At 44.0% G+C, this 20,264-nt stretch carries 18 protein-coding genes, 1 other RNA gene and 4 pseudogenes; 10 read left to right on the top strand and 13 right to left on the bottom strand.

The features are described 5' to 3' along the window. The first annotated feature begins 18 nt into the window (after positions 1-18). Positions 19-441 carry a type IV pilin protein gene (locus DA100_RS08580; RefSeq protein WP_138971752.1) on the top strand — a complete coding sequence of 141 codons (423 nt, stop codon included), beginning with the start codon at positions 19-21 and terminating at the stop codon, positions 439-441. Positions 442-484: 43 nt separating this feature from the next. On the opposite strand, the gene dnaJ is transcribed toward DA100_RS08580, so the two are convergent. From dnaJ to grpE, 4 genes are all read right to left on the bottom strand, one after another. Beyond that, positions 485-1,627, bottom strand: coding sequence for a molecular chaperone DnaJ (gene dnaJ / locus DA100_RS08575; RefSeq protein ID WP_138971751.1), 1,143 nt, complete (start codon positions 1,625-1,627; stop codon positions 485-487). A 196-nt stretch (positions 1,628-1,823) separates the two neighbouring features. Then, a complete protein-coding gene (gene dnaK / locus DA100_RS08570) occupies positions 1,824-3,734 on the bottom strand; it encodes a molecular chaperone DnaK (protein WP_138971750.1) in 1,911 nt (636 codons plus the stop codon). A 258-nt stretch (positions 3,735-3,992) separates the two neighbouring features. Beyond that, a complete protein-coding gene (locus DA100_RS08565) occupies positions 3,993-5,273 on the bottom strand; it encodes a dicarboxylate/amino acid:cation symporter (RefSeq protein ID WP_138971817.1) in 1,281 nt (426 codons plus the stop codon). Positions 5,274-5,559: 286 nt separating this feature from the next. Then, positions 5,560-6,159: a nucleotide exchange factor GrpE gene (gene grpE / locus DA100_RS08560; protein ID WP_138971749.1), complete on the bottom strand. Its 600-nt coding sequence runs from the start codon at positions 6,157-6,159 to the stop codon at positions 5,560-5,562. 144 nt (positions 6,160-6,303) lie between these two features. Here grpE and nadK point away from each other — a divergent pair, with 144 nt between their 5' ends. From nadK to bamE, 3 genes are all read left to right on the top strand, one after another. Beyond that, positions 6,304-7,188: an NAD(+) kinase gene (gene nadK / locus DA100_RS08555; RefSeq protein ID WP_138971748.1), complete on the top strand. Its 885-nt coding sequence runs from the start codon at positions 6,304-6,306 to the stop codon at positions 7,186-7,188. A gap of 216 nt (positions 7,189-7,404) precedes the next feature. After that, positions 7,405-9,069 carry a DNA repair protein RecN gene (gene recN / locus DA100_RS08550; protein ID WP_138971747.1) on the top strand — a complete coding sequence of 555 codons (1,665 nt, stop codon included), beginning with the start codon at positions 7,405-7,407 and terminating at the stop codon, positions 9,067-9,069. 175 nt (positions 9,070-9,244) lie between these two features. Further along, the gene (gene bamE / locus DA100_RS08545) at positions 9,245-9,604 is read left to right on the top strand and encodes an outer membrane protein assembly factor BamE (RefSeq protein ID WP_138971746.1); all 360 of its coding nucleotides are present in this window, start codon (positions 9,245-9,247) and stop codon (positions 9,602-9,604) included. A 90-nt stretch (positions 9,605-9,694) separates the two neighbouring features. On the opposite strand, the gene DA100_RS08540 is transcribed toward bamE, so the two are convergent. Next, positions 9,695-10,048: an RnfH family protein gene (locus DA100_RS08540; protein WP_138971745.1), complete on the bottom strand. Its 354-nt coding sequence runs from the start codon at positions 10,046-10,048 to the stop codon at positions 9,695-9,697. Then, entirely contained in the window at positions 10,038-10,481 is a 444-nt protein-coding gene (locus DA100_RS08535; RefSeq protein ID WP_138971744.1) for an SRPBCC family protein, read from the bottom strand. Before DA100_RS08535 ends, DA100_RS08540 begins: the two co-directional genes overlap by 11 nt. 118 nt (positions 10,482-10,599) lie before the next feature. Between DA100_RS08535 and smpB the strand changes: the two genes are divergently transcribed. Both smpB and ssrA read left to right on the top strand, forming a co-directional pair. Then, positions 10,600-11,085 carry an SsrA-binding protein SmpB gene (smpB, locus tag DA100_RS08530; protein WP_138971743.1) on the top strand — a complete coding sequence of 162 codons (486 nt, stop codon included), beginning with the start codon at positions 10,600-10,602 and terminating at the stop codon, positions 11,083-11,085. 66 nt (positions 11,086-11,151) lie between these two features. After that, positions 11,152-11,518, top strand: a transfer-messenger RNA (tmRNA) gene (gene ssrA, locus DA100_RS08525). A gap of 150 nt (positions 11,519-11,668) precedes the next feature. Here the strand turns inward: ssrA and DA100_RS08520 are convergent. After that, a pseudogene (locus DA100_RS08520) lies at positions 11,669-12,022 on the bottom strand (transposase); the annotation flags it as partial. Between the two features lie 103 nt (positions 12,023-12,125). On the opposite strand from DA100_RS08520, the gene DA100_RS08515 reads away from it, so the two are divergent. From DA100_RS08515 to DA100_RS08505, 3 genes and pseudogenes are all read left to right on the top strand, one after another. Then, positions 12,126-12,623 carry a GNAT family N-acetyltransferase gene (locus DA100_RS08515; RefSeq protein ID WP_138971742.1) on the top strand — a complete coding sequence of 166 codons (498 nt, stop codon included), beginning with the start codon at positions 12,126-12,128 and terminating at the stop codon, positions 12,621-12,623. A gap of 71 nt (positions 12,624-12,694) precedes the next feature. Continuing rightward, positions 12,695-13,015: pseudogene (locus tag DA100_RS08510) on the top strand (IS110 family transposase); the annotation flags it as partial. Positions 13,016-13,180: 165 nt separating this feature from the next. Then, positions 13,181-13,470, top strand: a pseudogene (locus DA100_RS08505) (transposase); the annotation flags it as partial. Between the two features lie 193 nt (positions 13,471-13,663). On the opposite strand, the gene DA100_RS08500 reads toward DA100_RS08505, so the two are convergent. Together DA100_RS08500 and DA100_RS08495 are read right to left on the bottom strand one after the other, a co-directional pair. Beyond that, positions 13,664-14,146, bottom strand: coding sequence for a helix-turn-helix transcriptional regulator (locus tag DA100_RS08500; RefSeq protein ID WP_171052183.1), 483 nt, complete (start codon positions 14,144-14,146; stop codon positions 13,664-13,666). Further along, positions 14,131-15,492: a HipA domain-containing protein gene (locus DA100_RS08495; protein WP_138971739.1), complete on the bottom strand. Its 1,362-nt coding sequence runs from the start codon at positions 15,490-15,492 to the stop codon at positions 14,131-14,133. Before DA100_RS08495 ends, DA100_RS08500 begins: the two co-directional genes overlap by 16 nt. Positions 15,493-16,053: 561 nt before the next feature. On the opposite strand from DA100_RS08495, the gene DA100_RS08485 reads away from it, so the two are divergent. Continuing rightward, complete coding sequence (locus tag DA100_RS08485; protein WP_138971738.1) at positions 16,054-17,262, top strand: IS4 family transposase; 1,209 nt, start codon at positions 16,054-16,056, stop codon at positions 17,260-17,262. 59 nt (positions 17,263-17,321) lie between these two features. Here DA100_RS08485 and DA100_RS08480 read toward each other — a convergent pair whose 3' ends face one another. From DA100_RS08480 to DA100_RS08465, 4 genes and pseudogenes are all read right to left on the bottom strand, one after another. Further along, on the bottom strand, positions 17,322-17,687 hold the full coding sequence (locus tag DA100_RS08480; RefSeq protein WP_138971737.1) for a hypothetical protein: 366 nt from the start codon (positions 17,685-17,687) through the stop codon (positions 17,322-17,324). Continuing rightward, entirely contained in the window at positions 17,684-18,082 is a 399-nt protein-coding gene (locus DA100_RS08475) for a hypothetical protein (RefSeq protein WP_206208562.1), read from the bottom strand. The genes DA100_RS08480 and DA100_RS08475 overlap by 4 nt, the downstream gene beginning before the upstream one ends. Positions 18,083-18,260: 178 nt before the next feature. Next, positions 18,261-18,515 (bottom strand): bacteriocin immunity protein, encoded by a 255-nt coding sequence (locus tag DA100_RS08470; protein ID WP_138971736.1) that lies wholly within the window; start codon positions 18,513-18,515, stop codon positions 18,261-18,263. Positions 18,516-18,517: 2 nt separating this feature from the next. After that, positions 18,518-20,264 (bottom strand): annotated as a pseudogene (locus DA100_RS08465) (S-type pyocin domain-containing protein); the annotation flags it as partial.

The following is a 20,264-nucleotide window of genomic DNA, read 5'->3' as shown; positions in this document are numbered from 1 at the left end:
GACTAGAAGCAGATTCAAATGACGTATTCAAAAACGAGCAACATTAGACCAAGGGGTATGACATTGATCGAGTTATTAGTCGTCGTCATGCTGGTAACCATTTTTGCCTCGATTCTCTATCCAAACTATCAGAGCCAAATTCTCAAGGCACATCGCGCTGCAGCCATTAGCGACTTGGCGAAAATTCAGCTCGAACTGGAGCGTCAGTATCGGGGAAGTTACGCATTGGCAGCCGAAAATGTGCTGCCAGATGGCGACTGCACTTGGTGTAAAACCAATGCCCGTCAGTTTTCTTTCTCGATATCAGCGACAGAAAACCGCTACATCATAAAAGCCCACCCAACTCACTCTCAGACGAGCGACGAGTGCGGTGGAGAAAGGTACCAATCCCTCAGCCTAAATCAGGCTGGAGAGTACAGCCCGATAAAATGCTGGCAATAAAAAAGCCTGCGCGGAGGCAGGCTTTTACAGTTGAATAAAACCATTAGCTGGTTAGGTCATCAAAGAACTTTTTCACTCCGTTGAAGAAGCCTTCAGACTTAGGCTTGTGCTTTGTCGCAGCTTCACCACCACATGATTCTTCAAACTCTTTAAGCAGCTCTTTTTGACGAGAACTTAGGTTAACTGGCGTTTCCACGACAAGCTTAACGATAAGATCACCAATACCGCCACCGCGAACACCCTTAACACCTTTACCACGCATACGGAACATACGACCGGTTTGAGTTTCTGACGGTACTTTCAGATTAACACGACCATCCAGTGTAGGGACTTCAACCTCTCCGCCTAGCGCTGCCATAGTAAAGCTAACAGGAACTTCACAGTACAAGTTGTTGCCGTCACGTTCGAAGATATGGTGCTCTTTCACGTGAACCTGAACGTATAGATCACCGGCTGGTGCACCCATTTCTCCAGCTTCACCCTCACCAGACAAGCGGATGCGATCACCTGTGTCCACGCCTGCAGGAATCTTAACATTAAGAGTTTTGGTTTTCTGTTTGCGACCTTGACCATGACATACGTTACATGGGTCTTTGATGATCTTACCTTTACCATGACAGGTAGGACAGGTTTGTTGAACCGCGAAGAAACCTTGGCGCATTTGCACTTGGCCGTGGCCGTGACAGGTACCACATGTCTCAGCAGAAGTGCCTTTCTTAGCACCGCTACCTTCACAAGAGTCACAGTGAACAAGTGTAGGGACATCAATTTCTTTCGAGACACCACGAACCGCTTCTTCTAGCGACAACTCCATGTTGTAGCGTAGATCTGCACCACGCTGCGCACGTTGCTGACCACCGCCACGACGACCACCACCAAAGATATCGCCAAATACGTCACCAAAGATGTCACCGAAATCTGCGCCGCCGCCACCAAAGCCGCCACCGCCCATACCACCTTGTTCAAAGGCCGCATGACCATACTGGTCGTAAGCTGCTTTCTTTTGTGGATCGAGCAGGATTTCATACGCTTCTTTTACTTCTTTAAACTTATCTGCGGCGCTCTCATCACCCTGATTGCGATCCGGGTGGAACTTCATTGCTAGGCGCTTGTACGCCTTTTTAATATCACGCTCTGATGCATCGCGGCTTACGCCTAATACTTCGTAAAAATCACGTTTTGACATGTTTCTCGTCACCAAATTTATTACTGCAAACGGTCAACACCGCTTGGTGTTATATCGATCTAACTAATGGCTCTGAATTTTAACGACTTCGCGCTAAAAAGACACTTTTAGTTAGATGGACATAATTTACAAACATACGGGCGTATGAGTTTCCTCAAACGCCCGCATCATATTCAAGTTAAATCAGATTCAAGAATTACTTCTTGTCTTCTTTCACTTCTTCGAACTCTGCGTCAACTACGTCGTCATCTTTCTTAGACTGTTCACCAGCGTCACCTGCTTGTTGAGCTTGTGCTTGCTGTTGAGCAATTTCCATTAGCTTCTGAGCCGCAGCCATAAGCGCTTGTACTTTAGCATCAATCGCTTCTTTGTCTTCGCCTTTACGAGCGTCTTCTAGTTCAGAGATCGCTGCTTCAATCTTCTCTTTCTCTTCAGCTGGTAGAGCGTCACCCGCTTCTTCTACTTGCTTACGAGTACCGTGAATCATTTGGTCAGCTTGGTTACGAGCACTTGCTAGTTCTTCGAACTTCTTGTCCGCTTCTTTGTTAGCTTCTGCTTCTTGAACCATTTTCTCGATTTCTTCATCGCTCAGACCGCCAGAAGCTTGGATAGTGATCTTCTGTTCTTTACCAGTCTGCTTATCTTTCGCTGATACGTGAAGGATACCATCCGCATCTAGGTCGAAAGTTACTTCAATTTGTGGCATGCCACGTGGCGCAGGCTGAATGCCTTCTAGGTTAAATTGACCTAGAGACTTGTTGTACATTGCTTGCTTACGCTCACCTTGAAGCACGTGAATAGTTACCGCGTTCTGGTTGTCTTCTGCTGTAGAGAAAACTTGGTTCGCTTTAGTTGGGATAGTCGTGTTCTTCTCAACGAGTTTAGTCATTACGCCGCCCATAGTCTCAATACCTAGAGACAGAGGAGTAACGTCTAGTAGAAGTACGTCTTTCACTTCACCAGCAAGTACACCACCCTGAACTGCAGCACCCATTGCTACTGCTTCGTCTGGGTTAACGTCACGACGCGCTTCTTTACCAAAGAACTCAGCAACCTTAGCTTGAACCATAGGCATACGAGTCTGACCACCAACTAGGATTACGTCAGTGATATCGTTAACCGATAGGTCAGCATCTGCTAGAGCAACTTTTAGCGGCTCAAGTGAGCGTTGTACTAAGTCTTCAACTAGAGATTCTAGTTTCGCACGAGTCACTTTAACGTTCATGTGCTTAGGACCAGTCGCATCCGCAGTAACGTAAGGTAGGTTTACGTCAGTTTGAGTCGTAGAAGAAAGCTCAATTTTCGCTTTTTCTGCCGCTTCTTTAACACGCTGCATTGCTAGAGGATCTTTCTTAAGATCGATACCTTGCTCTTTCTTGAACTCATCCACTAGGTAGTTAATCATGCGGTTATCAAAGTCTTCACCACCTAGGTGTGTGTCACCGTTAGTTGCTAGAACTTCGAATGTTTTCTCGCCTTCAACTTCATCAATCTCAATGATAGAGATATCGAAAGTACCACCACCAAGGTCGTATACCGCGATAGTGCGGTCGCCGCCAGACTTGTCTAGACCGTAAGCTAGAGCTGCTGCTGTTGGTTCGTTGATGATACGTTTAACTTCTAGACCTGCGATACGGCCAGCATCTTTAGTTGCTTGACGCTGAGCATCGTTAAAGTAAGCAGGTACTGTGATAACTGCGCCAGTTACTTCCTCACCTAGGAAGTCTTCAGCCGTTTTCTTCATTTTCTTAAGTACTTCAGCAGAAACTTGAGGAGCTGCCATTTTTTGGCCTTTCGCTTCTACCCAAGCATCACCGTTGTCAGCCTTAACAATTTTGTATGGCATGATTTCGATGTCACGTTGTACTTCTTCGTCTTCAAAACGACGACCGATCAAACGCTTGATTGCAAATAGCGTGTTTTCTGGGTTAGTAACTGCTTGACGTTTCGCAGGTTGACCTACTAGCGTCTCACCGTCTGTGTATGCAATTACTGATGCTGTGGTACGCTCACCCTCTGCGTTTTCAATTACGCGTGGTTGGTCGCCGTCTAGTACAGCAACACATGAGTTTGTAGTACCTAAGTCAATACCAATGATTTTACCCATCAGGCTATCTCCGAATAAATTTCTATTTTCGTTTTGCTATATCCCCTATGTGGGGGATCGAGAATCGGGTTTCAACCCTTGCTCACAAACAAAAATAATTATGTTTGCTTCTCTTATGCCCAATAGATAAGGGCGCCAAATCTCTTTTCAAGGGACAAAACAAAAAAAAATAGAAAAAGATTAGATAAATGAGCAGGAGCAAGAATGAAATATAAAAAAGCGAGGCACTTGGCCTCGCTCTACTTTCATCAATTAAGATTACGCGTTGTTTGCTTGAGCTGGTTTCACTTCTGCTTCTACTTCATCTTTACCGATTTCGCCTTCGCTTGTTGCAACAATGGTGTTCACCGCTGTGTCACCTACTACGTTTGAAGAGGTACAGAACATATCGTTGATACGGTCAACCGCTGCGATAATTGCTAGACCTTCTGGTGGAAGACCTAGTTGGTGAAGTAGAACACCAACCATAACAACACCGCCACCTGGTACACCACCCGCACCAATCGATAGAAGCAGGATAGTTAGACCTAGAGTAAACACATCTGCTGTATTGATAGGCTGACCAAATGCGTTAGCGACGAAGATAGTTGCCAATGCGATGTAAATAGACACACCAGACATGTTCATCGTTGCACCTAGTGGTACACCAAAACCTGCAACCGATTTAGAAACGTTTAGTTTCTCAGTTAGGGTGCGCATTGTTACTGGAATCGTTGCGTTAGAGCTTGCTGTTGATAGTGAGAACAGAACCTGCTCACGCGTCGCACGTAGGAATGCCTTTGGAGACGTCCCCGTTGCAATGCCTACCGCCATTGGGTAGAAGATGAAAATCCAGAATACTAGCATTGTTACAACGAGTGCTACATAGCCCGCAACAGACATAAGCGTGTTTGCGTCTAGAGTCGCGCCTAGTTGAATCATCAGAGCGAATACACCGTATGGTGCTAGGCTCATGACGAGACCAACAAGCTTCATCATAATTTCATTAGCCATCTTGAAGGTACGGATAGCAGGGCCACCGCGTGAATCAAGCGCTTGAATAGCAAGTCCAGTCAGAATCGCCATGAAGATGATTTGTAGCATGTCACCGTTAGCAAAAGCCTGTACAGGGTTGCTTGGTACAATGTTGACGACTAGAGAGAAAATATCTGGTGTTTCAGTTGTCGTTAGCTTAACGCTCTCTGAGATAGTACCAGCTAGGTTGGCATCAGCACCTGGTTGGAAAATCATACCAACGGTCAGAGCTGCTGCGATCGCGATAATGGTGTTGATAATGTAAAGAGCAAAAGTTTTACCACCAAGACGACCAAATGCGGTGATGTCTTTTAGATCGACAATACCACATACGATTGATACATATACTAAAGGCACTACAAGTAGTTTGATCAACGATACAAACATACCACCAGCGCCTTCAGCGGCACCAAGAAGGTAAGTATCAAAAATAGCAATTCCACTAAATAAGTACTGGATTGCCGTACCGATCAGAAGACCAGCAAACAAGCCTACAAAAATCTTGCTTGAAAGCGATTTATCCATCATCCATCTCCAGAATGTTGTGTTTATTAATTATGTTTTTATAGATTATTCCGCCACGTTTCATAGTGGAGTTCGCACATAATACACACTGAAGTTACAAAATAAAGCCTTTGTTTACGATAATGTTACAAACTTCTAATCAGAAATTAATTTTCGGTTACACTTTTATCTAAGGATAATTCACTAAATCAACACCTTGTGTGGCAGTATGAAATCCGGTTTTAACCATAAAAAAAGAGAGGCTACGCCTCTCTTTTGATACAAAAGTCGTTCTACAGGTCAGAATTTACTTAGCAACCATTACCATTGCAGGGCGCACTACACGACCGTTCAGTTCATAACCTTTCTGCATTACAAACATGACTGTGTTTGATTCATGATCTGGACTTTCTTGAATCGACATCGCTTGATGCAATTCAGGGTTGAACGTTTCGCCTTCAGGATTGATCTCTTTCAAACCAAACTTAGAAACGGTATCGACAAACGTTTTATGCGTCAGCTCAACACCTTCAAGAAGTGGTTTAATCACTTCATTTTCAGTATCTGCGGCTTGAATCGCACGCTCTAGGTTATCGATAACAGGGAGTAACTCTTCCGCGAACTTGTTTAGTGCGTACTTACGAGCCTTATCGATCTCAGTTTCAGTGCGACGACGCATGTTTTCAACTTCAGCTTTAGCACGAAGAACGCTATCTTGCTGCTCTTTAACTTTAGCTTCACTCGAAAGCAACGCAGCTTCTAGTTGAGCGATCTTTGCCTCTTGCTCGTCTAGTTCTGTTTCCTCTTCGTTCCACTCGATATCAGCGTCAGTGCCTACAACTTCCGCTTCTAGCTCTGCTTGCTGTTGTAGTTCTTCATCTTTGATTTTGTTTTCTTCGTTGCTCATGATATCTCCAGACTTCATATTTATTGGCACCCAACACTTCACGTTTATCGTATCGGAATACACAAAAACTCGCATAAATTGCTAACTTGCCATTATTATGGGGATGAAGATTGTCGAATCAAGCCTATTTGGTGCGGAAAACCTATGAAAAAACCTTTTGAAGTGATCGCCATCATTGGTAAACCCAGAGATCAGCAAGCAATAGCAACGCATAAAGAGCTCTATACCTGGCTTCAAGCTGAAGGTTATAAGGTGTATATCGATGACCGTCTTTGCGAGATTCTCGACGATATTCCTAAGGATGACTTCGCCAGTCTGATACAACTTGGCCGCATTGCCGACCTTGCCATTGTCGTCGGTGGTGACGGAAACATGCTCGGCGCCGCACGAGTGCTATCACGATTCGATATCTCAGTGATCGGAGTAAACCGCGGTAATCTCGGCTTCCTAACCGACCTCAACCCAGAGGATTTCCAGACGGCGCTAAAGAAAGTGCTTGCTGGTGAGTTTATTGAAGAGCAACGATTCTTACTCGAAGCTGAAGTCCATCGCCACGGGCAAGTAAAAAGCCACAACGCAGCACTGAATGAAGCCGTACTCCACCCCGGCCAAGTGGCACATATGATTGAGTTTGAAGTCTACATTGATGAGAGCTTTGCCTTCTCACTTCGAGCTGATGGTCTGATCGTATCAACCCCTACCGGTTCAACGGCCTATTCTCTATCCGGTGGTGGGCCAATCTTATCTCCAAGCTTGAATGCTATTTCACTCGTTCCGATGTTCCCACATACACTATCAAGCCGACCACTAGTGGTTGACGGAAACCGCCGAATCAAATTGGTTGTGGCGCCAGATAACCGCGGAACCCAAGAAGTCGGCTGTGATGGTCAGGTTTCACTTCCAGTCTCTCCTGGCGATGAAGTACACATCTATCAAAGCCCCAATATTCTCAAACTCATCCATCCAAAAGACTATAGCTACTATCATGTGTTACGAAACAAGCTGGGATGGTCGAGCAGATTGTTTTAAATAACTAGCAATATTGGAGGGTTGGCGTAGCGCGTCAGCCCTTTTTTGTTTAGCCGGGTGGATTTATTGCATCTCCTACGAAACAAATTCTTTCTAGATATCCGGCAGCGAAGTTCGCGCTTGCTCACAAAAATTTTCACCAGCATCTTTACTGTATAAAGAAACAGTATATACTGTTTTCTTATACAGTATTGTTCATTTAAACAGGTACATAAAATGCTGGCTCATCTAAGTGTTAATAATTTCGCAATTGTTAAGTCTCTACAGCTAGAGCTATCCAAAGGAATGACAACCATCACTGGCGAAACGGGCGCAGGTAAGTCCATCGCGATAGATGCTCTCGGGTTATGTTTAGGGGGGCGCGCTGAAGCCGGCATGGTACGTCAGGGAGAAGAGAAAACAGAAGTCAGTGCTGCTTTCTCCCTAGAGAACAATATCAACGCAACGCGCTGGTTGGAAGACAATGATCTTCTCGACGGTAGCGACTGCATTTTACGCCGCATTATCAGTAAAGAAGGTCGTTCACGTGCGTTCATCAATGGCAGCCCAGTTCCTCTTTCGCAACTCAAATCTTTGGGCCAGTTATTGATCAACATCCATGGTCAACATGCACACCATCAATTGATGAAGAGCGAGTATCAGATGGCAATGCTTGATCAGTATGCAGGTCACACTGCGCTGCTGAAAAGCACACGCAATGCCTACCAAGCATGGCGACAAGCCGACAACAATCTCAAACAACTAAAAGAGAACAGCGCTACTAACCTAGCGCAAAAACAGCTCTTGGAATACCAAATCAAAGAGCTAAACGAACTCTCTCTTGGCGAGGATGAATATGAACAACTCGAACAAGAACACAAACGCCTATCCAACAGCGGCGAGCTTGCCTCAACCTGTCAGCAAGCTATCGAGCTTATTTACGAAGGTGAAGAAGTTAACGCGCTTGGTATTTTGCAATCAGCCAATCACTCCCTAATCCAACTAGCGGAACTGGACGAAAAACTGGCTGAGCTGCCAAATATGATTGCAGAAGCGATAATTCAGCTAGAAGAAGCGAACAGTGAGCTGCGAAACTACCTCGATTGTATTGATGTCGACCCTGCACGTATGGCTTACGTTGAAGAACGTTTTTCTAAAGTTATGTCGATGGCTCGCAAACATCATGTATTACCCGAAGAACTGTTCGCCCACCATCAAGACCTTCTCGCGCAGATTGAAGCATTAGATTGTTCTGATGAGCGTCTAGAAGAGCTTGAGCAAGAAGTTAGCGATAAATACCAGTCATTTTTAACCTCTTCAGAGAGGTTAAATAAATCGCGTAACCGCTATGCCAAAGAGCTAAACAAACTGATCACAGCTAGCATGCATGAACTTAGCATGGAAAAAGCTCAGTTCCAGATTGAAGTCAGCAGCGAAGGAACTCACCCATCACCACTGGGTATGGACAGTGTTTGTTTTGTTGTATCAACAAACCCAGGTCAGCCAATGCAACCTATCGCCAAAGTTGCTTCAGGTGGCGAACTGTCACGAATTTCTTTGGCTATTCAGGTCATCACCGCACAGAAGGTGGATACACCAAGTCTTATATTTGATGAAGTAGACGTTGGCATCAGCGGACCAACCGCGGCGGTAGTTGGTAAAATGCTGCGTAAATTGGGTGAATCAACCCAAGTGCTATGTGTTACCCACTTACCGCAAGTGGCAGGTTGTGGTCATCAGCAGCTATTTGTGGCCAAACAAACCAAAGCAGGTAAAACAGAAACTCAAATGCGCCGCCTAGATGATGAACAACGCGTTACCGAACTAGCACGACTACTTGGAGGAAGTGAAATCACTGACTCTACACTCGCCAATGCCAAAGAACTCTTGATCGCTGCATAACCCCTCCTCTAACGAGCCAGATTTATCTTTTTTGATAAATTTTGGCTCTAGTTTGCAACCAAATTCAAAAATCATGGTCTGAAACAATTCAAAATGCTCACAGCTTTTTACTTTGGCGCTTAGCTTGTTTATTATCGGCTGAGTTTAAATTTTATCTGTTACAAGAATTTTAAGTATGCAATTTAAAAAGTGGCTTATCGCTGTACCACTCGCTATGACAATGCTGACAGGCTGCTCCCTTCTCGAAAAGCTGGTATACCGTATTGATATCAACCAAGGCAACTATGTTGAGCAAAGTGCAGTCGAACAGTTGAAGTTTGGTATGACCAAAGAACAAGTACGCTACGTTATGGGTTCACCAATGCTAGTCGAGAACGGCTACCCAGATACATGGTATTACATCTACCACCACACCGAAGGCCATAACGACTCAGTACAAAAAAATCTCATCGTCAATTTCAATGACAACGGTCAGTTGGTTGACGTTGCTGGTGACTTCCCTGCGAGCTCAGACTTCTTCGAAAGCATCAACTAGCAAAAAGCGGGAAAATTTTTGAAGGGTTGGCAGTCAGTGCCAACCCTTTTTGTTTTTGAGGGAGTCGTTTGAGAACGAAGCTCGTTTTCCCTAAGCCTCTTTCCTGAGCGGATTTTTCTTACCGCCAGTAACAGGGTCAGCACTTCCAGCCGCTTTCGCCTGTTCAGCTCTTTTGCGACGAATTTCTTTTGGATCAGCGAGTAGCGGGCGATAAATCTCAATACGATCTTTATCCTGAACAGTTGAATCCAACTTAACGTTGCGACTAAACACACCGACCTTGTTCTTGCTTAAGTCGATTTCTGGGTACAACTCAAGTACACCAGACTGTGCGATGATCTCTTCAACTGTCATCGCTCCTTTAACCACCAGCGTAAATATACGCTGTTCATGAGGCAGTGCGTATACCACCTCAACATGAATCATGTCTGACTCAATACTCATAAGCTACGTAAACCTGTTTTGCGCGCTTGGTAAATGCATTAACCATATTGTTGGTCAGCTCGTTAAACACCTTACCAAAGGCCATTTCAATCATCTTGCTTGAAAACTCAAATTCCAGCTTCAATTCAACTTTGCACGCTTTTTCATCTAAAGGGGTAAAAAACCAGCCGCCTTTCAGCGCTTTAAATGGCCCATCAACCAAATTCATGATGATAGCCTCACCCTTAACTAACTCATTAGAAGTCGTGAACGTTTTACTAATCCCTGCTTTTGCAACATCAACAGAAGCGACCATCGCGTCTGAGCTCGATTCAATCACACGTGAACCCGAGCACCCTGGCAAAAATTCTGGGTAACTCGCCACATCATTCACCAGATCGAACATCTGTTCTGCACTAAATGATACCAACGCAGAACGGCTGACTTGCTTCATATTGACTCCTCATAACATCCGCCTGAACCTCAAGCATGGTGCAATTTTACTTTTATTTGCACTAAGCGCAAATAAAGGGATTTCCTAAGTCAAATCCTAGCCGTATAATGCACCCACTATGGTAAAGAAAAAATCCAAACAAAAAGCGGGTAGCAATACCATCGCTGTCAACAAGAAAGCTCGCCACGAATATTTTATCGATGATGAAATAGAAGCAGGTATGGAGCTTCAAGGCTGGGAAGTTAAGTCACTTCGTCAGGGCAAAACTAACATCGCAGAAAGCTACGTGTTTATGCGCGATGGTGAAGCCTTTGTTAGTGGCATGACTATTACTCCGTTAAACCAAGCGTCTACTCACGTGGTGGCTAGCCCTACCCGCGTTCGTAAACTGCTGCTTAGTCGTCGTGAACTCGACAACCTAATGGGTCGTATTAACCGTGAAGGTATGACTCTGGCTGCACTATCACTCTATTGGTCACGTTCTTGGGTCAAGATGAAGATTGGTGTCGCCAAAGGTAAGAAACTGCACGACAAACGTGATGATCTTAAAGAAAAAGATTGGGCACGCGAAAAAGCGCGCGTAATGAAGAGCTCACTGCGCTAATATTGAGCACTTAAACGCACAAGTCTAGACAGGTAACACTTTTCTGGTACTATGCGAAGAACACTTGGGGCTGATTTAGGATTCGACAGGAATTTTGCAGTCTGAGGTGCATGCCGTGGGGCGGTTGGCCACGTTAAAAGCCGCAAAAAAATAGTCGCAAACGACGAAAACTACGCACTAGCAGCTTAATACCCTGCTCAGAGCTCTCTCGCCCTAGCTTCCGCACGTAAGACGGGGACCAACGAGGGATCAAACCCAAACGCGCTAGCCCGGATTCTCCCGCCTGAGAGATGAACGGCGAATTATAATTCAGGATAGTCACTTACTGGCGTGTCGGTTCGCAGGTACTTGGTGAATTTAAAGATCGACTAAGCATGTAGTACCAATGATGAATGGTTTTTGGACGCGGGTTCAACTCCCGCCAGCTCCACCAAACGTTTGGAAAGGGCGATAACTCAAAGAGTTATCGCCCTTTTTGTATTTTAACAATCAATATCTGAGCTGCTTGTACTAAAAATTGGTACTAAATATAGGGCAACGACTTGCTGGTCAATATTCTTTATGGTGCCTGTCCTTGTTATTTTGCTTGTTGCTCTTCACTTTTTATAGAGACAAATCGTGTTTTGGGTCTGGATACAGCTTCGCAAATGGCCTCTGCGTCATTAGCATCGTTCTTCTCATTTTGTCGATATGGAATAACGAACTTGGATGCCATTATCTTAGGATTATGTCCGAGCTTACGTAGCTCTCTTGCCCAATAGTGTGCACCAGAGCATGCTTCCATACCAATGATACAGGGTGGTAGATTGGCGAATGTGTCTAAGAGTTTGTTTCTTTTGACAGTTTTTCGTAGGATGCACTTGCCATATGCATCAACGCCGTGAATACTGAACACATTCTTGGCGAGATCAATGCCAATAGTTTTAATGTTGGACATGATAACCTCCAGTTCTTCAGCGTGTACTGAGTCAGTATGGCACGCGGAGTTTCAGGGAGAGGGAGTCCATATCATTCGTTATGTGACTTAGGGAGAACTCTGTATGGAAAGTGTTAATATTCGGGACGTAGAACAAAAGGATATTTCAGACGTTCAAAAATATATATCTGAACCATCTTTAAGTGATATGAGCAATATTCCATCCCCATATCCTGAAAATGGTGCAGAGATATGGTTTAACCATGTCCAGAGTTTGATTTCGGAAAATCGCGCTAGAATTTTTGTGATCGAGTTAGGTAAAGAGTTTGCGGGTGTCATAGCTATGAATGCTCTGAGCTTACATGAGTCTAAGGCTAATTTTGACTATTGGGTTCGCCTCGATTTGCAAGGAGAAGGTATAGCATCAAAAGCTTTAGGGTTTGCCGTAGAAGAGGCTAAGCGCATGGGGTTGAAAACGCTATATAGTGGGTGTTTGGTTCGTAATGTAGCTTCCCAGAGAGTTTTAAAGAATAATGGTTTTTCACCCTATCGAGTCATTAAGTTGGCAGATGGAAAGCATGTAGGCGAAGAACTAGTGCAAATGTCGAAAACGTTCACATAACAAGATAATTGGACTCCCGATCTAATGACAAGCTAACCTTCTTAAGTTAGCTAACACTTTGGGAGAACAAGATGAGAACCACGATCATTGGTGTTGACCTAGCCACTAAGGCTATCCAAGTATGTGTTTATTTAAACTCAAAGGTGCTTTCCAATAAAGAACTGACACCTCAGCAGTTTAGTGAGTTTTTGCGTCAACAGCCTCCATGTGTCGTGGTATTCGAATCTTGCAGTGGCTCTAACTACTGGGCTCAATATTGTCGCTCGATGGGCCATAAAGCTAAGCTCATTTCTACTCGCTTGGTTGGTGCGATAAGGCAGAACCAAAAGACGGATAAAAATGATGCCCTTGCAATCGTCCAGGCAGCGCTATTGCCCGAAGTACACTTTGTCGCGACTAATGACGAATGAGGACGAATGAGGACAGGCACCATTAAATGTGTAAACCAACTCAAAACGTTGCTTTAATGTACATCAAATGTATTCCCGTTGGAGTTATTCTTGTCAAATCTCGGCTGTACACATAGCCATATTTTTCTAACAAGTCGATAGTGTGATAAGTACACTCTTGGTCAATGGCCAAAGCTCATTCGTTATATCGATGACGGTCACTTATCGATAGACAATAACCGTGCTGAACGCGCCATTAAGCCGCTGGTTATTGGGAGAAAGAACTCTTCTCGACCAATCCCAATGGAGCTGAAGCGAGTGCGATGCTTTACAGTATCGTCGAGACCGCGAAAGCCAATGGTCTTATCCTATACGACTATATGGTCAAGTATATGAAAGAGCTGGCGAAAGCGGAGCCGGATATCGATGCGCTCCTGCCTTGGAACTTCAAACACTAGCAGTGTCGCCCCGTGGGATCATGGGGCGGATACGTTTGAATTTAGTGTTACATTGAATGTTACATGAAAATCCTACTTCAAAAGGAACTGAACCCCCGTCCAAATATAACTTTTAGCTATTACGGACTGACGAAATCATAGCAAAATAATCTTAAAATTACCCCCTCTGCGACCGTTAGCTATCAGTAGGTGATCAGTTATTATCGAGCAATGAGTTTAGCATACTCGATGAGGACGGGATTAGACCAACTTTTAGACCAAAAGGTTTGAAGACTTTATTCAATATGTCTGTTTTGTAGTTACCACGATCATTCTCTATATCAGAGAGGGTTTTTCGGGACACATCTACGAGCCTTGCGTAAACATCTTGCTTTAAACCTAAAACATTGATCCGAAGCTCTTTCAGTGCCTGACCTTGGGTTAGTTCGCCGAACAGTAGTTGTTTAACTATTTGATTTACTATCCTGCTGCGTTCGGTTGCTTTTGGAGGTAGAGTCTTTTTTGATGCCCTTTGAGAAGTGCGACCTCCGATGTTAACAGTATCAGCCTTTACGTTGTCGTCACTGTTTGTATTGTGAGGACTAGAGACCTGTTTGCGATTATGTCGGAGACGGTTAACGACATCATTTATAGACTCTTTAGATGACTTGTTATTATTGCTCATAACAGCCCCCATTTTTTCAATTTTCCAGGGATATGATTTAATCCAATAGCTGGCATTTTAATGATCTGCTCTGGAACCCCACGAGCGACCAGTCGTTCTTTAAGATCCAGACATTTTTCTGAGGTATCTTTAAGCTCGCTCAGTAAGAGCTCACTCGGCACAAGGTCAGACAGTGATTCTGCAATACCGATAAAATTGTAAGTGCCTCCAACTTCTAGTGGGGCTTTCCATTTTGTAGTTCTTGGAATACCTTCTGGATCGGCTTTCATTGGAGCAAAATCGTAGATTGGGGCTAATTTAATATAACCATCACCTTTTAAGAATGAGGTGTTTCTACCGTGGTTGTCGCTATTGCCAAATAGGATGTTGAGTAAGTCTCTCTTTACCCACTCTACAACAAAGCTCTGAACATCAAAGTCATACCCTTGATTTTGCACCATATGACTATGGGTGATTTTTTCAATTAACGTTCTAATCGTCGCTTCATGCTCTAGAGTAACGCCTGCACCTTTATTCAAAATGGAGTAGACAGACTCCATTCCGAATTTTTCAATCTGTTGCTTTTCGTTAAAACGAATATCAAACCTAGGCAACCATAAAGAAGGGTAGTTTAATCCTTCTTCTAATCGCATATTTTGGATTGGTATGGTATCAAAACCCATAGAGGTGAGTTCGTGATAATAATGAAACTCAGCTCGAAGAATATTGCAGTCAACAGTGCTTCTTGAGCCTCTAGGATACTTGACTAAATAGTGTAGATCTTGGTTGGTGTTATCATCTTGATAAGGATCGATCCATATCTTACTTGGCTCTGTGATTTCTTTAGAGCAACGCAAGATTAGTTTTGGAGCTTCACCTCCTGCGCCTGTCGCACCGCCAGCCGCAGCCCCTCTTTGTTGAGCATAATCTAAAAAGTCACTTGCGCGGTTTTTTACATCGTCTAGAGAAAAGTAGAGGGTATCTGACTCTTCATAGCTTTCTGGTAGAGAGTCTTTTACTCGCAAGTTGCCGATAGGCGACATTGTGCCAAACTTTAGTAAAACATAGTCTTGTTCATCAATTGAAAGATCTTCAATGTCTAGATGTTTGACCCAATAGCGTCTGCTTGCCCCACTTGGCATTATGTCATCAAGAAAAGTTAGCCATCCAGGCCGCCCCATGTCGTCAAAGAAAAAAGATACAGGCAGGTTCATTGATACGGCGTGTAGGTCATCTTTTTCATGATGTTCTAATGCGTAGTCTCCGAGGTAATTGAGTTCAGTCACTCGGAAGTTGTTCTGTTTACTTTTCGGAAATGAAATGACAGCAATGTCTAGCCATTCACCTTTGATAAAAGCTTGTATGTTTAATTCTTCCATTGAGGACTCCACTCTATCTATGAGTACTATAGTACTCATAATGCTTGGTTTTATCAATTAATGTGTAAATTTTTACGCATAGTTGATAGGGAAACCTGTGTAGGCTTCCAGTTTAGAGATCAGCTCGTTGTTCAAATTAGCATGGTAGTGCGGAGTATACGGAATAGTGCCCTGCTAATTAAGAGTTAGTTATTTCCATATGTGCTGTGGGTAAAAATAGCCACTGTTCACGCTTTAAATAAATTTCATCGGTGATTGATTGGAAGGCGTATCTATTGCTAATGATAATTTCACTACTCATTATCTTGATTTTTCTTCATTTATGAAACCTTAACTACTCATTAGTTATTTAAAGAGTTTGAGACTGAGAAACAAAAGCTGGGAATATAAGGTTCTGTTCATTTTTTAGTTTGTTCATAAAAAATGAACAGGGGAAGAAAATGAACACTTGATGCTGAGGAATCCCCTGATGATTTAGATAAAAATCATCAAGTTAAGGTAGATGCACATCTTGTCATGTGATCAAATGGTTTCGCCAAAAAACAACAACCAAACAACAAGATGCGCGAACTCAATATCTTACATGATTCTCTCTACCAATTCTGCCCTGAACTGCACTTAAAGCGACTTAATAGCTTAATGCTAGCTTGCCGAGCATTGCTTGATAGCAAAACCCTTACGCTCACCGAACTTGGTCGCAACTTACCTTGCCAAGCTAGAACTAAGCACAATATAAAGCGGATGGATCGTCTTTTAGGTAACCACCACCTGCATCAAGAGAGACTTGCCGTTTATCGTTGGCATGCTAGCTTTATCTGTGCGGGTAACCCCATGCCAGTGGTTCTCGTCGATTGGTCTGATATCCGTGAACACAAGAGGCTTATGGTGCTCCGAGCATCAGTGGCGCTACAAGGGCGTTCGGTCACTTTATATGAAAAGGCCTTTCCACTTTCAAAGCAGTGTTCTAAGTCAGCTCATGACCAGTTTTTATCTGATCTGGCGAGCATTTTACCTTCCTCTGTGACCCCACTCATTATCAGTGATGCTGGATTTAAAGTGCCATGGTACAAGTCTGTTGAAGAGCACGGATGGTACTGGCTGAGTCGAGTAAGAGGTAAAGTACAATTTGCTGAACTCGGTGCCGAGAATTGGCAGCCAGTCAGTAAGTTACATAGCAAAGCCTCTAGCAGAGCCAAAAGTCTTGGTTACCAAAAGCTGACCCAAAGCAATGCCATCAACCGCCAAATAGCGCTGTATAGAGCATTGCCTAAAGGCCGTAAGAATCAGCGTTCTACCCGAACAAACTGTCACCATCCATCGCCGAAGGTGTACTCTGACTCAGCAAAGGAGCCATGGGTATTGGCAACTAACTTACCAACGGCGTCTCGTACTCCCAAGCAGTTGGTGAGGCTTTACGCAAAGCGCATGCAGATAGAGGAAACCTTCCGAGACTTAAAGAGTCCCGCTTACGGATTAGGCCTACGTCAAAACCGCACTAGTTGCCCCAAAAGGTTCGATATTATTTTGCTGATAGCTTTAATGCTGCAACTCATGTTTTGGCTGGTAGGAATACATGCACAGCAACAAGGGTGGGATAGGCACTTTCAAGCGAATACAGTCAGAAATCGAAATGTCCTGTCTACCGTTCGATTAGGTATGGAAGTCCTCAGGCGACCAGACTACGAGATTACTACACAACACCTCTTAGCAACGGCCATGGCTCTAGCTGAGCAGCTCTTAAAAGATGGCTATGCACTGGCGGATTTATGAGGGGATCCCTCAGCGCATCGTAACTTTGCTGAATGTACGTTGATTTCACACAACTGCGGTTACATTAATTTTTCTACAAAAGATAGGGAAGGAGCTAGAAGCCAACTCCATATCCCAATACTATTAATCCACATAAACAATCTAAATTTTTTTGATTCAGTCTTAACTCGATATCTTATAAAAGGGTAAGCTATCCAGTACCTTGTTAGACGACTGACTATTGAGTAAGAGGTTTGGAATTGCCATCTTAGATAACCTTTTTCATCGTAAAGCTTGTCTAAGTCTTTAGCTAGTTGCTTATCAATAAAAACAATGCGTTGTACGTTACCTAAACCAACCACAGCACTCATGAGCACGCCAGAGATTCCCCAGATTATGGCGTAAATTGCAAAAACTCCACTTATAACGTTAAGAAAATCACTCAAAATAAGTCCTCTACTAGTGCTTCAGTTGCTTCTGTAAACTCGATGGCTTTTTCATACACAATATCTCCTGTGCTTTTACCAATAGTTGCCCCTATAACACCTCCAGCAGCACCTCCAACGACGAATGCACTAATTGAAGCTATAGCAAGGACAGGGGCAGATGTAATCCCGACAACACCAAGTGCTAACAATGTTCCTGAAGCTGCCCATTGCCCCGTTTGTGCTCCAACAAGCCAACCTCCAAGAAAGCCACCAATTTCACGAGCCGTCACTTTGCCGCATTCTCCTGAACCATCGATAGAACAGGCTTCATAAATATTCTTCGTACCACTTGCTGCACCAAGCGCTAGCCCTACGTAACCGACTCCACGAGATGTCGCGATACCAATCGCCACATTCGCTATACGCTTACCTAAATTCGGTACCAGACCTTTTGCAATAATTTCATCAGCATTATGGATAACAGAATGAGTAGAGAGTTAACACCATCACAACACGGCTTGCCATCGCAACTTGAGAGACGTAAAGGTGGTTAATTTCAAGAGCCCCATCTAATCGACAGGCTCATTTATATCATTTTTTAAAACCAGGTAAGCCCTGAGACAAGCGCCATTTTTTGACGATTCTAACAATATTTTCTGGCGTTCCATCTATAGGATTTTCTGGGTAATAAATTAGGTCTGAACCATCTGGATGTTCTGTTGTAGCGATAAAGTTTTCAAGTAATTCATCTTGATATTCTTCAGAACCTTCTGCGCTGATAATAATGTTTAGTAACTCCAAAAACTCTAACTCGGTATAGTCTTCTAACCTATCATGTAATCTCATCGTTAACCCTTATGAATGTTTATATGGTTCTTAGGTGTATTAACTTTTATGTTATCAACATTGTAGACATCCCCACCATGTTGAATTTCTTTGAGGTGATGTAATTCAAATGAACGGCGTCCACCCACCGTATCTTTAAATCTTGCTCGGGGAGCCTTACCATCTTTCATCCGTTTTATATTCGAAGGAATAAATTGGAGAGCCAATATTGAGTCTTCAGATACCTCTATCCAAAAAGCCTTCCTAAAGCTATCAAAACTACTGAATTCCTTATCCCTCAACTTGTCAGCAATTTGCGACGGAACTGGTGACCCTAACCCCTCACTGGCTTTCTCTAACCATATGCCCGTTATATCTTCGCCATTCCCTGTAACAACCCCAGACCCATCACGCGCCGTTTTTTGGAACATCAGGTAAAGAGGAGGCAACCCAGCATCCACAGGGAAGGTGATAATATATTCGACTAGATCTTCTTCTGGGTAGAGAACCGTGCCAATTTCTTGCTCGTACTCTTCAATTGGGTGAACCAAGATATTGTGAACATCCACTTGGTCATTCTCGGGGAGGACGGTATCAGGTGTGAGTACATCCGTTGAGCCGTCAGGTGTCCAGGTAATGGTGATATCATTATCCAACTCAGCAATAAAGTGTTGCCCTTGCTGCACCGCCTCACGCTTCGCCACGCGATCACCGTATGCACTTCCTTCGCCCGTTTTTATACCAACGATTTGTTGCTTGCCATTTTCATCGGTGTACATATTGAAACGGACACGCATCGTAACTGTGTCACTCGTCGCAAACTCAGGGTTGCCCTCAAGTGTTCCATCGCCAAGCTGCGAAGGCCACAAAGCAGCAACTAAACCGCCACCGACGCGGGCAAAGCTGCTGAGAGCCTCACCTGTGATACTCCATTTCCCTAGCGTAGAGGTGGTGTTGGTACTGATAATCCCAAGGTTAGAACTGGTTGTACTCGCTGGCAACGCTAAAAATGCCAATTTGCCATAGTCTGTTGCCTTCGATTCGGTAGACACTATTTTCAGATTTACAACGGGAATGTCTTTTTCAATCAACTCAGGACGATTGATCGATGCGATTGAGGTATCGACTAAGCATCGCTCGGTGTAGTTATAGAAAGTGTTTAAAGGTTGATTAAATCGCTTTGGGCTCTCCGGTGGTATCTCGTAAACAGGCTCTTTTTCAATGCTTAGCGGTTGCTGTTTTTCTACATTCAGAGAATCCCCTACCGATAGAGACATCGGGTCGGCATCGTACTGTGGATTAAGTTCCAACAAAGCTTTTGGCGCTAGACCATACTGCTTGGCAATCTTCATCCACGTTTCTCGCATACCCGTTTCGAGATCAGTTTGGACAATATGCTTAACGGGCTGAGGTTGGGGTTCGGCTGGTTTCTCTGATTCAGCTCGTTTAATGATGGGTTGTTTTGTTGCCCCTCGACCACTTTGCCACCGAGTTTCCACAACACCAATATCGCGTTTTGGTTCTGGTTATAGCCTCTTTCGGGATCAAGGCGGTGATGCATTGAGTGAGTGGCATAAAAGCCCCAGTTTTTATCACCGAGAATACGGTACTCTTGGATCAGTTTGCCGTTATGAAAGTGGTAGTAAAAACCGTGAGTGGGAAAGCCTAGCCGCTCGCCGAGCTGCACAGCGGGAAAAACGGGAATAAAGCCCTCTTGCGCTACGCCACTGCCTATCGGTCGGACTTTTACTGGCTGACGAGGCGAGAGAC

Source organism: Vibrio sp. Hep-1b-8, assembly GCF_006124995.1.
Taxonomy (GTDB): domain Bacteria; phylum Pseudomonadota; class Gammaproteobacteria; order Enterobacterales; family Vibrionaceae; genus Vibrio.
Note: the sequence above shows the minus strand (reverse complement) of the source record. Positions and strands in the feature narration are given on the sequence as shown.

Coding starts and splice junctions, on each gene's coding strand:
- recN (WP_138971747.1), top strand. CDS start 7,405: ATGCTGGCTCATCTAAGTGTTAATAATTTCGCAATTGTTAAGTCTCTA.
- DA100_RS08565 (WP_138971817.1), bottom strand. CDS start 5,273: ATGGATAAATCGCTTTCAAGCAAGATTTTTGTAGGCTTGTTTGCTGGT.
- dnaK (WP_138971750.1), bottom strand. CDS start 3,734: ATGGGTAAAATCATTGGTATTGACTTAGGTACTACAAACTCATGTGTT.
- DA100_RS08515 (WP_138971742.1), top strand. CDS start 12,126: ATGGAAAGTGTTAATATTCGGGACGTAGAACAAAAGGATATTTCAGAC.
- DA100_RS08540 (WP_138971745.1), bottom strand. CDS start 10,048: ATGAGTATTGAGTCAGACATGATTCATGTTGAGGTGGTATACGCACTG.
- DA100_RS08470 (WP_138971736.1), bottom strand. CDS start 18,515: ATGAGATTACATGATAGGTTAGAAGACTATACCGAGTTAGAGTTTTTG.
- bamE (WP_138971746.1), top strand. CDS start 9,245: ATGCAATTTAAAAAGTGGCTTATCGCTGTACCACTCGCTATGACAATG.
- DA100_RS08495 (WP_138971739.1), bottom strand. CDS start 15,492: ATGGAAGAATTAAACATACAAGCTTTTATCAAAGGTGAATGGCTAGAC.
- DA100_RS08580 (WP_138971752.1), top strand. CDS start 19: ATGACGTATTCAAAAACGAGCAACATTAGACCAAGGGGTATGACATTG.
- DA100_RS08485 (WP_138971738.1), top strand. CDS start 16,054: ATGCGCGAACTCAATATCTTACATGATTCTCTCTACCAATTCTGCCCT.
- smpB (WP_138971743.1), top strand. CDS start 10,600: ATGGTAAAGAAAAAATCCAAACAAAAAGCGGGTAGCAATACCATCGCT.
- dnaJ (WP_138971751.1), bottom strand. CDS start 1,627: ATGTCAAAACGTGATTTTTACGAAGTATTAGGCGTAAGCCGCGATGCA.
- DA100_RS08535 (WP_138971744.1), bottom strand. CDS start 10,481: ATGAAGCAAGTCAGCCGTTCTGCGTTGGTATCATTTAGTGCAGAACAG.
- nadK (WP_138971748.1), top strand. CDS start 6,304: ATGAAAAAACCTTTTGAAGTGATCGCCATCATTGGTAAACCCAGAGAT.
- DA100_RS08500 (WP_171052183.1), bottom strand. CDS start 14,146: ATGGGGGCTGTTATGAGCAATAATAACAAGTCATCTAAAGAGTCTATA.
- grpE (WP_138971749.1), bottom strand. CDS start 6,159: ATGAGCAACGAAGAAAACAAAATCAAAGATGAAGAACTACAACAGCAA.